8 protein-coding genes are annotated in these 8,672 nt (G+C 64.1%); 1 reads left to right on the forward strand and 7 read right to left on the reverse strand.

Annotated features, from left to right (window positions below):
• Positions 1-188 precede the first annotated feature (188 nt).
• Positions 189-1,151: a D-2-hydroxyacid dehydrogenase gene (locus tag ACTNBK_RS15880; RefSeq protein ID WP_441147575.1), complete on the reverse strand. Its 963-nt coding sequence runs from the start codon at positions 1,149-1,151 to the stop codon at positions 189-191.
• A 140-nt stretch (positions 1,152-1,291) separates the two neighbouring features.
• On the opposite strand from ACTNBK_RS15880, the gene ACTNBK_RS15885 reads away from it, so the two are divergent.
• Positions 1,292-2,230: a ketopantoate reductase family protein gene (locus ACTNBK_RS15885; RefSeq protein ID WP_441147577.1), complete on the forward strand. Its 939-nt coding sequence runs from the start codon at positions 1,292-1,294 to the stop codon at positions 2,228-2,230.
• A gap of 70 nt (positions 2,231-2,300) precedes the next feature.
• On the opposite strand, the gene ACTNBK_RS15890 is transcribed toward ACTNBK_RS15885, so the two are convergent.
• The 6 genes from ACTNBK_RS15890 to ACTNBK_RS15915 all read right to left on the reverse strand — a co-directional run bounded on the left by ACTNBK_RS15890 (position 2,301) and on the right by ACTNBK_RS15915 (position 8,372).
• A complete protein-coding gene (locus tag ACTNBK_RS15890) occupies positions 2,301-3,323 on the reverse strand; it encodes a rod shape-determining protein (RefSeq protein ID WP_130848472.1) in 1,023 nt (340 codons plus the stop codon).
• Between the two features lie 282 nt (positions 3,324-3,605).
• Positions 3,606-4,268, reverse strand: coding sequence for a ComF family protein (locus ACTNBK_RS15895; RefSeq protein WP_441147580.1), 663 nt, complete (start codon positions 4,266-4,268; stop codon positions 3,606-3,608).
• Positions 4,265-4,447 carry a hypothetical protein gene (locus tag ACTNBK_RS15900; RefSeq protein ID WP_227605393.1) on the reverse strand — a complete coding sequence of 61 codons (183 nt, stop codon included), beginning with the start codon at positions 4,445-4,447 and terminating at the stop codon, positions 4,265-4,267. The genes ACTNBK_RS15895 and ACTNBK_RS15900 overlap by 4 nt, the downstream gene beginning before the upstream one ends.
• 804 nt (positions 4,448-5,251) lie before the next feature.
• On the reverse strand, positions 5,252-7,465 hold the full coding sequence (recD2, locus tag ACTNBK_RS15905) for an SF1B family DNA helicase RecD2 (RefSeq protein ID WP_441147582.1): 2,214 nt from the start codon (positions 7,463-7,465) through the stop codon (positions 5,252-5,254).
• A 34-nt stretch (positions 7,466-7,499) separates the two neighbouring features.
• Entirely contained in the window at positions 7,500-7,841 is a 342-nt protein-coding gene (locus ACTNBK_RS15910; RefSeq protein WP_441147584.1) for a hypothetical protein, read from the reverse strand.
• Between the two features lie 45 nt (positions 7,842-7,886).
• Positions 7,887-8,372, reverse strand: coding sequence for a COG2426 family protein (locus ACTNBK_RS15915; protein WP_441147585.1), 486 nt, complete (start codon positions 8,370-8,372; stop codon positions 7,887-7,889).
• Positions 8,373-8,672: the final 300 nt, after the last annotated feature.

Below are 8,672 nucleotides of genomic sequence, written 5' to 3' on the forward strand. Positions count from 1 at the left end.
AGATAAATAATGGCTATTTTGCACTGAAATCACCTTAACCAAGCGCAAATGGCGGCTAATACATTGAGTAGAAACAGGATAAAGGCTTTTATTCAGAGGTTCCCTAGGTATAATATACCTCGGAGTTCTAGGTATGTCAAGCCAAGAAAAGGCACAGAGCGCATTTATAACGCTCTGTGCCTTTTGGCTTACTTCATGCGGTTTTTCAGGGGTTCCCCGGCCAGATAGCGCTTCAGGTTCTCCAGGGCGATGGCCACGATCCGCTCCCGGGTGCCCTCCAGGTGGAGGCCGCCGGCCACATGGGGGGTGAGGATCAGGTTGTCGATGTCCCAGAGGGGGGAGTCGGCGGGGAGGGGCTCCGGCTCGGTGACGTCCAGGGCGGCCCCCCACAGGCGGCCCACCCGGAGGGTCTCGGCCAGGGCCTGGGGGTCGATGGCGGAGCCACGGCCTCCGTTGAGGAGGATGGCGTCGTCCTTCATAAGGTCCAGCCGGCGCTGGTCCATGATGTGGATGGTGGCGGGGGTCTGGGGGAGGGCCAGAACCACTACATCGGCTTTGGGCAGCCACTGGTCCAGCTCGTCCAGGGTGCGGACCTCGTCCAGACCGGCGGGAGGCGGACAGACGGTGCGCTTGAGGCCCACGGTGTGGGCCCCCATAGTCTGGCATAGGGCGGCAAAACGCTGCCCAATATCTCCGGCCCCCACTGCCAGCACGGTGGCGCCGGCGAGGGTCTTTACCGTACCCAGGTCGGACCAGCAGTGGCCCCGCTGCTGGTCCCGGTACTGGGGTAGGCGCTTCATGAGGGCCAGAAGACAGGCGAAGAGGTGATCGGCCACCGAGGGGCCATAGGCCCCAACGGCGGAGGTAAGCATGGCGCCGTCGGGGAGGGCGCCGGGCTTCAGGTAGACGTCCACTCCGGCACTCCAGGTCTGGAGCCACTTCAGGGTGGGGGAGGCGGAGAGCACATCGGCGGGCAGACTGCCCAGCACTACGGTGGCCCCTTCTACCAGGGTGGGATCGGAGAGGGGGACGGTGAGACCGCTGTTGTCCATGAGGGGAAGAAAACGCTGTTCTACACCGGGGGCGGCGGCTTTGAATTGAGCCTGTTCCGCCTCGGTGAGGGGAAGAGCGTTGAAGATGAGCTCGGACATGGGAAGACCTCCTTGCAGGTAGTGGATATGAGCATGCTCAAACAAATGGTAATTCCGCCGTTGACGGCGGCGACATGAGGGCGTACAATGAGGGCTTGAAATAGAATCGCCGGAGGGCGGGAAACGGGGAGGCTGTGGAGATGAAGCAAATCAAAAGCGCGGTGCTCATCGGCCTGGGGGCCATGGGCGCCTTTTTTACCCCGGGATTGCAAAAGGTCCTGGGGAATGACTTTCGGGTGATGGCCGATGGCGAGCGGAGAAAACGGCTGGAGCGGGGCGTCACCATCAATGGGGAGGATTACCGTCTATCCATAGTGGAGCCGGGGGAGGAGACCGGCCCGGCGGACCTGGTCATCATCGCCGTGAAGGACTACGCCCTGGAGGAGGCCTTGGGACAGGTGGCCAATCAGGTGGGGCCGGACACCATATTGCTGCCGGTGCTCAACGGCCTGAACTGTGCCCGGCAGACCGGGGCGGTGTACGGCATAGATAAGGTGCTCTACGCCAGCATGTGGGTGGCCTCCTCCATGGAGAACGAGGTGGCCCACTTCGACACCCAGCGGGGACTCATCCGCTTCGGGGAGGCCAAAAACGAGGTGTGGAGCGAGCGGGTGAAGGCCCTGGCCGACCTCTTTGACCGGGCGGGCATCCGCTATTCGGTGGAGCCGGATATGCTCCGCTGCCTGTGGGTGAAGTTCATGGGTAACGTCAGCGAGAATCTGCCCTGCGCCCTGCTGGGGGTGCCCTATGGGGCCTACCGGCCGGGCAGCGAGGCCGACGCCATCCGCAAGGCCCTCATGGCCGAGGTGGCAGAAGTGGCCAAAGCCGAGGCCGGGGTGGAGCTCACCGAGGCCGACCGGGCGGCCCGGGACAAGGTGACCTACGGCCAGAACCCGGCCAACCGGCCATCCACCCTCCAGGACCTGGAGCGGGGGAAGAAGACAGAGGTGGACCTCTTCGCCGGTGCCATGGTGGAGCTGGGCAAGAAGCACGGCATTCCCACCCCGTACAGTGAGCTGATGCTCCACGGGATCCGGGTACGGGAGGAGAAAAACGCCGGGACGATCCCCGGACTGTAAAATCGGAGACGGAAAGCGGGATGGCGCAGACGCGCCATCCCGCTTGTTTTTTGTAAAGGTGTGCGCCGCCTCAGTTCATCTGCTTCCGGCGGGAGATGTTCATGGTGCCATCCTGCATCTCGCCCACCCACTCCAGGCTCTTGCCGGTGCCGTAGGCCACGCAGGAGATGGCGTCGTCGGCTACATAGGTCTCGATACCGGTGTGGGACTCGATGAGCTTGTCAAAGCCCCAGACCAAACTGCCGCCGCCGGTCATAACGATGCCGTTGGTGGAGATGTCGGCCACCAGCTCGGGGGGCGTGCGCTCCAGCACGCCGTGGATGGCCTCCAGGATGCGGGTGGAGACCTCTTCGAAGGCCTCGATCATCTCGGAGGAGGTGACGGTGAAGACCCGGGGCAGGCCGGTCATGAGGCAGCGGCCCTTGACCTCGAAGGACTGCTCCTCAGGGCGGGGGAAGACGCAGCCGATCTGCATCTTGATCTCCTCAGCAGTACGTTCGCCGATGAGCACGTTGTGCTTCCGGCGTATGTACTTGATGATGGCCTCGTCGAACTGGTCGCCTGCGATCTTGATAGAGGTGGACTCCACGATGCCGCCCAGAGAGATGACGGCGATGTCAGTGGTGCCGCCGCCGATGTCCACCACCATGTGGCCGTCGGGCTTGGTGATGTCGATACCGGCGCCGATGGCGGCGGCCAGGGGCTCTTCGATGAGGAAGACCCGGCGGGCACCCGCCTGAATACCGGCGTCCACCACGGCGCGCTCCTCCACCTCGGTGATGCCGGAGGGGACGCAGATGACCACGCGGGGCTTGAAGAGGCGGAAGGAGGCGGCCTTGCGGATAAACTCCTTGAGCATGCGTTCGGTCATGTCGAAGTCGGAGATGACGCCCTCACGAAGGGGGCGGATGGCCACGATGTTGCCGGGGGTACGGCCCAGCATCTGCTGGGCTTCGGTGCCCACCTTGAGGAGGGTGCCCTTGTCCTTGTCCATGGCCACCACGGAGGGCTCCCGCAGCACCACGCCCTTGCCCTTTACGTAAACCAGAATGGAAGCGGTACCCAGATCGATACCGATGTCTTTCGCGAACATACCAGCACCTCGAAACAATTTAAGCTTTTCCTTTATTTTAGCCAAGAGACCCATAGTTTATCCCCTTTGCAAAATGACGGCTGAAAAAGTGCCCCGCCGGAGGCCGGCAGGCCTCAACGAAACGAAGCTCCCCGGCGGTCAGGCCGGTCTAGTAGCACTATTATATAGGGAGTTCCGACGCATTTCAACCTCAATTTCAAAAAGAAGACACGAAAATCGCCCTGTAAAGGGGGGCAAAACCGTCTTTATGCGGTGGTCGACCCAGATCGGGCGGGTTGGGAGCTATTTCCTGGCCCGGGCCAGGGTAACGCAGACCACATCGGCGGCTCCGGCGGTGCGCAGGGTCCGGGCGCACTCGGAAAGGGTGGAGCCGGTGGTGACCACGTCGTCCATGAGCAGGATGCGCTGTCCGGCGATGAGTTCCGGGTCGGTGGGGCGGTAGGCCCCCAGCACGTTGGCCCGGCGGGCGCTGTCGTCCTTACCCAGGCCGGACTGGGCGCTGGTGTCCCGCACCTTGGTGAGGGTCTCGGCGGCTACGTCCCCCAGCTCCAGGGCGGCGGCCTCCGCCAGAAGCATAGCCTGGTCATAGCCCCGGGCCTTCCGGCGCTGCTCCGACAAGGGCACCCAGGTGATGAGGTCGTACCGCCCCGCCAGATGGTCCCGGACGCACTGGGCCATGAGGCGGCCATAGACCTTGGCGTAGCCCCGTGAGCCCTTGAATTTGTAGCGGTGGAAGGATTCTCGCACCTCGTCCTGGTACCAGAGGGGGGAAGCGCACAGGGAAATAAACTCCATGCTCTGCTCGGCCTCCGGTCCCACGCACCAGGGCAGGTGCTCCTGACAGCGGGCGCAGATGCCGTCCTCGCCCTTGCGCAGCAGCTTTTTGCAAAAGACGCACTTGGGCGGGAAGATCAGGTCCAGCAGGACCTCCACCGGCCCGGTCATGATGGCTCCTCCAGGTCGATAGGACCGTGCTCCTTTTCGAATTCCCGGATGCACTGCAAAATGAGGTATTGGACCTGACCGTTGATCGTCCGCCCCTCATATGTGGCGAGATAGCGCAGCTTGTTGTGGACCTCGGGGCTGACACGGAGCCCAATGTGTTTCACATCTTTTGTAGCCATACCATACTCCTTAACTGCACAAAAATGCGTGCACCTTCTAAGGCTATGGTATGTGATTTCCGTGTCGAAACGGAGGAAAGCGTGCAATTGCACGCACAAAATCTTTTTGGGACGTTTTTGCTTTGGATTGCCTCCGGCGGGCCCCTTTCTGAATGACCAGAAAGGGGCGAAAGAGTCAGTCAAGGAGGGGGATTTCGATTTCCCCCTCCTTGACAATCCACCCCTTAAAACGACCAAACACAGGGGGGCTGCGGCCCCCCTATTGGATGTACCCCCGGGGCCTCCGATTGCTGTGTCCCACGATAGAGGAAACACTAAGCAACACCGCCACGCCCCGATGCCTACCCACGCCGCAACAGAGAGAATACCAGGCAGCGGCACCACGCCCTGACCTCCACCCACGCAGGCGGCGAAAAAATGTGGGATAGGACCACAGCCTGTCCCTGTTCCACCGGCGGAGTCACCTGTGGACGGTGCTGGTCCTCTACGGGGCGTAAAGACGGGCCGCCGGATCACTATTTGGAATCAGCTAACCCGCACGGGAGCCCCTTTTTCTTTGGATTGCAAAAACCGTTCTTTTTCCAGCAGGGAAAAAGAAACGGGTTTTGTCGTCCTCGCAAAGTCCGCACCGTTCAAAACGCCCTGGCGGGCATTTCTCACTCCGCTCCCTTGCTCGTCCTCTCCCCACGCGACCCGCTCCGCTGGGCTCGCGCGGGGGCCCCATAGTGGCAGTACTACCTTCTTCTCCCTGGAAGGAGGAAGGTTTTATAGAAGTGCGGGGTGCACAACCCGGTGCGTGTCTCCTTACGACCCCCTGGCCAGCCGTGCCCTGAGCCCGGAGTAGCGGCGCTGCTGGCGGTCGTTGCGCACCATCTGGGCCACCTTCTCGTCGTCGCCCACCAGGATGAAGAGCTCCCGGGCCCGGGTGATGGCGGTGTAGAGGACGCCCCGGGAGAGGAGCATGGGGGAGCCGTCGCTGGCGGCCAGGATGACGGCCCGGTACTCGCTGCCCTGGGCCTTGTGGACGGTCATGGCGTAGGCGGGCTCCAGCTCGCCCAGCATCTCGGGGCCGTACTCCACCAGCCGCCCGTCGAAGTCCACGGTGATGACCTCGCCCCGGGGGTCCATGTCGGTGATGCGGCCGATGTCGCCGTTGAAGACCCCCAGGCCCGCCGAGCGGCCCTCCCGGTCCTTCCACATGATGTCGTAGTTGTTCTTCACCTGCATGACCCGGTCCCCCAGGCGGAAGAGGTAGGGGCCGAACCGCCGCTCCCCCTTGCCGGGCTGGGCGGGATTGAGGGCCTCCTGGAGCCGCTGGTTGAGGGCCAGGGTGCCGCTCTGGTGCTTACGGGTGGGGGAGAGGACCTGGATCTGGTCGGCGGGGATGCCCATGTTCTGGGGCAGCCGGGTCTGGACCAGCTCCACGATGGTCTCCGCCGTCCGCAGCGGGTCCCGGCGGCGGAGGAAGAAGAAGTCCTTCTGATGGTTGGTGAGGTCGGGGAGCTCACCCCGGTCCACCCGGTGGGCGTTCATGACGATAGCGCTCTCGGCGGCCTGCCGGAAGATCTCGGTGAGACAGATGGTGGGCACCTTGCCGCTGCGGATGAGGTCTGAGAGGAGATTGCCCGGCCCCACGGAGGGAAGCTGGTCGGGGTCGCCCACCAGGATGAGGCGGCAGTCGTTCCGAAGGGCGGCCAGAAGGGCCCGCATGAGGGGCACGTCCACCATGGAGGTCTCGTCCACGATGACGGCGTCGGCGGAGAGGGGCTCGTCCTCGTCGTGGGCAAAGATGAGCTGCCCGGTGTGCTGGTCGAACTGGGTCTCCAGTAGCCGGTGGATGGTGGCGGCCTCGGTGCCGCAGGCCTCCCCCAACCGCTTGGCGGCCCGGCCGGTGGGGGCGGCCAGGGCGGTCTCCAGTCCCAGCGCGTCAAAGAGGGCCAGCACCCCCCGGAGACAGGTGGTCTTGCCGGTGCCGGGTCCGCCGGTGAGGAGCATCACCTGCCGCTCCGCTGCCAGAGCCACAGCCTCCCTCTGCTGGGGAGCGTAGGTGATGCCCTGGTCGGCCTGGATGTTGTCCAGCAGCCGGTCCAGGTGGGCGGGGGGGGGGAGTTCACGGGTGCACATCTCCTCCAGCCGCCAGGCCACGTACTCCTCCGCTTCCTGGATGGAGGAGAGGTAGCAGGCGTCCTCCCCGGCCACCTCCTCCCGGGTGAGGAGCCCCTGGTGCTCCAGGGAGTCCAGGGCCTCGGTGAGTCCGGCCTCTCCCACGCCGATGAGCTGTTCGGTGGCCCGGAGCAGCTTCTGGGCGGGGAGGAAGGTGTGGCCGTTGTTGAGGTTGTGGGTGAGCTCGAAGAGGAGACCGGCCTCCAGCCGCTGGGGGTCCTCCCCGTCCAGGCCGATGGCCAGGGCTAGCTCGTCGGCGGTGGAGAAGGACACCCCCAGCTCTTCATCCACCAGCAGGTAGGGGTTGTCCCGGATTACGTCCAGGGCCAGGTCGCCGTAGCGGCGGTAGAGGGGCATGCCCAGCTGGAGGGGCAGGCCGTGCTCCCCCAGAAAGTCCAGCAGCCGCCGCATGCCCATCTGGAGCCGGAAGGCCTCCCCGATCTGGAGGGCCCGCTTGCGGGTGATGCCCTTGATCTTGGTGAGCTGTTCGGGGTGCTCCTCCAGGATGTGGAAGGTGTCGGAGCCGAATTCCTCCACCAGCCGCCGGGCGGTGGCGGCACCCACCCCCCTGATGGCGCCGGAGGCCAGGTATTCAAAGATGGCCTTTTCCCCCACGGGGATGCGCCGCTCCACGATCTCGGCCTTGAACTGCTCGCCGTAGGAGGAGTGGCGGCCCCAGGTGCCCTGGACAGCCAGACCCTCGCCGGGGGCGGCGCCGGGCATGCAGCCCACCACCGTCACCGGCTCCCCGTCCCCCACGCTGAGGCGGAGGACGGTGTAGCCGTTTTCCTCGTTGCGGAAGATGACGGACTCCACCGTCCCCTCCATCAGGGTGAGCTCTTTGGTCGCCTCCACGTGCATCCTACTTCCTTCCAGTCAAGATAGGACCTCACAGGAGGTCCAGGTAATCGGTGAGCCGCTCCATGGGGCAGACCAGCACCGCGGGCAGGCTGTTGGCCAGGGCGGCGGCCATGGCCTTGCCCTTCGTGTCCAGGCCGGCGTCGGCGATGAGTACGGTGTAGTGCCGACCGCCCCCCAGCCGCAGCCACAAAAGCTCCTTCACGGTCTGCTCCAGGCCGGAGCCGTCCCCCCGGGCAGCCACCACGGCGCAGGCGCCGGGCTGGTCCCCGGCCTGGGCGAACATGGCCCGGCGGAAGAGGAGCCACAGGGCGGAAAAGAGGCCGAAAACGGCCAACAGGGACAGAATGATCTCTCCAGCAGCGTACAGCAAAATGATCCACCTCCGCGCCATCCTATGCGCGGAGGTGGGAAAGGGTCAAAAAATCGAGGTGAAACCGTAGGTGATGCCGGTAATCAGGAACCCGGCAATGAGGACGCCGGCGAAGATGGCGGGCATGGCCTTTCGCAGGCGCATGTCCAGGAAGGCAGCCACCAGGGCGCCGGTCCAGCCGCCGGTACCGGGCAGGGGGATGGCCACGAAGATCATCAGGCCCAGATAGCGGTATTTGGTGACCTTGCGGCCCTTCAGGTGGGCCTTGGCCTCCAGCTTGTCCAGGAGCCGGTCAAACTGGGGCAGGTGGCGGCGCATCCACTTGAAAATGCGGCGGATGTAGACCACGATGAAGGGCAGGGGGATCATGTTGCCGATGACGGCGGCCACAAAAGCGGCAAAGTGGGACAGTCCGTGGGCCACCCCCCAGGGGATACCGAAGCGCAGCTCCAGGACGGGCACCATGGACACCAGTATGGTGGAGACCATGGCCCCCAGTTCCGTTTCACGCAGCCATTCCAGGAGTTCCAAAGTTCGTTCACCTCGGGGACCATTGTACCATACCAGATAGGCGGTTGACGATAAAGATTTTGTGAAATTTTTGGCAGGGGCGGAGATCATCCGCCCGCTGGTGGTCCACCGGCCTCCGTGCACCGGCGGCGTTACGGAGTAAGCCGGCGGTGCGAATGACGTGGCGATAGAAGGCCCCCCGGGGGTACATCCAATAGGGGGGCCGCGGCCCCCCTGTGCTTGGTCGTTTTAAGGGGTGGATTGTCAAGGAGGGGGAAATCGAAATCCCCCTCCTTGACTGACTATTTCGCCCCTTTCTTG

The sequence above is a fragment of the Intestinimonas sp. HCP28S3_D6 genome (assembly GCF_052065695.1).
Lineage (GTDB): Bacteria > Bacillota > Clostridia > Oscillospirales > Oscillospiraceae > Intestinimonas.